This is a genomic window from Rothia sp. HMSC071C12, assembly GCF_001813895.1.
Classification (GTDB): Bacteria; Actinomycetota; Actinomycetes; order Actinomycetales; family Micrococcaceae; genus Rothia; species Rothia mucilaginosa.
Map to the genome: position 1 here is coordinate 1 of NZ_KV814347.1, position 2785 is coordinate 2785.

The 2785-nt window shown below is 52.2% G+C and carries 3 protein-coding genes; 1 reads left to right on the forward strand and 2 read right to left on the reverse strand.

What is annotated here, in order from left to right; all coding sequences use genetic code 11:
* Positions 1 to 266, forward strand: a 266-nt coding sequence (locus HMPREF2942_RS09455; protein ID WP_210399414.1) for a hypothetical protein, incomplete at its 5' end; no start/stop codon positions are given.
* A gap of 544 nt (positions 267 to 810) precedes the next feature.
* On the opposite strand, the gene HMPREF2942_RS00380 is transcribed toward HMPREF2942_RS09455, so the two are convergent.
* Together HMPREF2942_RS00380 and HMPREF2942_RS00385 are read right to left on the reverse strand one after the other, a co-directional pair.
* Positions 811 to 1647: a hypothetical protein gene (locus HMPREF2942_RS00380; protein ID WP_070687880.1), complete on the reverse strand. Its 837-nt coding sequence runs from the start codon at positions 1645 to 1647 to the stop codon at positions 811 to 813.
* Positions 1648 to 2019: 372 nt separating this feature from the next.
* Positions 2020 to 2637 carry an ImmA/IrrE family metallo-endopeptidase gene (locus HMPREF2942_RS00385; protein WP_070687882.1) on the reverse strand — a complete coding sequence of 206 codons (618 nt, stop codon included), beginning with the start codon at positions 2635 to 2637 and terminating at the stop codon, positions 2020 to 2022.
* Between the last annotated feature and the right edge of the window lie 148 nt (positions 2638 to 2785).

Sequence of the window (2785 nt, forward strand, 5' to 3'; positions counted from 1 at the left end):
ACTCTAGTACCGGGCTTGAGGCTTTTACCGCTTATTTGTCACTGTTTTTGCTCTTTGGCATTTTCAAGCTTTCAATCAGCTTGGCGATGCCGGTCAGGGTGGCACCGAGACCGCCGAGTGCGGCTCCTGCAGGGGTGAGCAATGCGGTAATTTCCGTAACATTTATGAGAATGTACCTTTCTCTATTGAGTTATCGATACCCGGATAGTCGGTGTGATTGCCGGGCTTGGGTGTTGAAGCTGTTCTCTTCAACACCACGAATATAACAGTAGTTATATTCGCAAAGCAAGTCATTCCGGGTATTTTTGAAAAATGTCCCCTGAATTTTTTCAGGGGACATTTTTTCATCCTCGATAACCCACATATTCAACCCCTAAGAGATTAAACATTTCTTAGGTCTATACCGGTTTGAGAGCGAATAAACATAATGCTATTCAAAATAGAACGGTAATCGGAACTGGTTGAGGGGACAGTAATACTTCTCCCGGTGTAGGGTTCTCCAGAAAGCCATATACGCAGGTGCCCAGAGCCTCCCCTAGTAATGGGAAACCCGATTTTCTTGCACCGTTTCAGCAGCTCTTTTGAACTGCTGGGCACCGATCCTTTGGTGCGATGACTGCAGCGTGTTGTTTTGGCCATGGTTGCCTCTCCTTCGGTTATCAGTGCTCTCGTGCACCTTAGGTGGTACACGCTCATTATCTGTAGCCTCATGGGCTACTTGCTGAGTTTCAACTAGTTTTGTCCCTTTGCTAAAGGGGGGTGTTGTGGGGGTGCACCCTTCACGGTTGCACCCCCACCCTTTCCTAAGGGTTAGGCGGTATCGGATTCTTCGGCCAGCTGCGCAAGGCGGCGGATACGACCGGCACCCCAGAGGTGGAAGCTCTGAGCGCTGAACGTCTCATCATAGTCTGAGGTCACCCGCAGGGATGCAGCAGGTACCCCGTAGCGGCGCCCCAACTCGGTAGCTGCTTGCTTAGCCATCTTCGGGGCTTGTGCTAACAGGTGCTGGCGGAACTGTTCGAGCCGCTGATCATCCTCGCTAATGGATCCGGGAATCTCAACGCCAAAATCAACATACGAGAGGTGAGGGCTCAAATCTGCACGCTTACCGGGGTAGAAGCGGCGACCCAGATGGAGAGTGAACCAGAACCATTTAGGTTCTGCATCCGGGAAGTGAAGGCGGGTGGACAGCTCAGCGCGGACAATGTAGCGGACATATCCGGGCCTGCTGGAGACAGTGCTGTAGTACGAAGGAATCAGAGCCAGCCCCCAGGTCGTGTTATTGTCCTGGTCCTTCTCCCCTAGCGAGCGCAGGACCGTATAGAAGTATTCTCGGGCGCAGGTAAGGTTCAGGGTGTCGCCGTCTTCCAGGGTTGCACGGAGGATACGCAGCGTATCTTCTGCGGTCGGTTTTGCGGGGAAGGTGATGGGTGTTTTGTGCAGGTGGGCGCGGCGGCGCATGGCGGTATGCATGTCGGCCAGGATTTGGGTGGGGGTGCCGTAATGGCTGAGCTGGATGGTTTTTACGTGGTTGGTAGTGGTGTCCGTTTGCGTACGGGTGAGGGCGTAGTGATCTTCTGCAGATACGGCGGTGGGGGTGGGGTTCTGGGGGTCGGTGATGGGGGTCAGTTCGGGGAAGGTGTTCATGATGTTCTCCTTGTTGTGTGAGGGGGTTGGTGCTTTCAGTCTCTCGTTTTTCGGGTATCTCGTTTGAGGTTTTGGCTTTTTTGTCCCTTTGCTAAAGGGGGTGGGCCTGCTGCGTAGTTGCTGTACTTTTGGTGTGGTGCTTTTCTGCTGTCGGTCAGGTGGTTCAGGTGGTTCAGGTTCTGGCTTGCAGGAAGGCGGTTCAGCCAGGTCAGCCGTTGTTTACCGGCGCTTTCTGCGGCGCTTTGGTTGGTGGGCTTGTAGTCATTGTTGCGTTGGGTAAGGTGCTTATTTGGGGGAAATTACTGGTTTGTCCCAACCCTAAATATCCGGCGTTTACCCCCCTAAGGGGAGGGTAAACCCCTCTCTCATCTGCTAGTGGCTCTTGCGGAAAGCCATAGCGCCGCTGAGGATTATGAACGCCGTGTCAATGACGTTCACTGTGGTTCGTTCCAGCATTGAAGCGTCTTTCTCAGACCATGAGGCGACATAGGAAACACTGCTAGATGCGCTCTTGAGACCCCAACAGTAAGCGACCATATAGGCGACTGATTCCGCCTCAGTCTCAGCTATGGAGCGGCAACCGTTTACGTTGGTACGGTATGCGTCCATGTCCATATCTGAGTGCATGAGGGCATGGGCAATCTCATGCGCTAGAGTGATAGCCTTGAGGCTTAGGGGGCGTAGTGCGTTGATGGTGATTACCCCGCTGTTATGGTCGGTGTATCCGCCTAGGCTAGCCTTCAGGGGCACCTGTACGACCTTCCAGCCGCTAGCGGTGATATACGCTTCCAACAGCTCATAGAGCCCGTAATCAACCGTTACAGCCTGAATCTGGCTATCGAGAGAATCCAGCTGAGAAACGTCATAATGTGCGTTGGAAGGCTCCAGAATATAGCGCCAATCCCCGGTGATGTGCATTTCCCTCACCCTTTCATGAAATGCCGCCAGAATGTCAAACATGTTTTCTACGCGGGCGTTTTCCTGAACCATTTTTAATCTCCTTAATTTTTGTGGTTATATGCATATCCTCTCAAAATTTTTTTGCATATTTTCCCCAAAAATAGGGTTTGTCCCGCCGCTAAATTTACATTCTTTAAGGCATAAAAATTAGGGGGCACCTCATATATGAGGTGCCCCC

What these genes read in the sequence shown, in the direction of transcription:
- HMPREF2942_RS00380 (WP_070687880.1), bottom strand. Translation starts at nt 1,647, where the DNA reads ATGAACACCTTCCCCGAACTGACCCCCATCACCGACCCCCAGAACCCC.
- HMPREF2942_RS00385 (WP_070687882.1), bottom strand. Translation starts at nt 2,637, where the DNA reads ATGGTTCAGGAAAACGCCCGCGTAGAAAACATGTTTGACATTCTGGCG.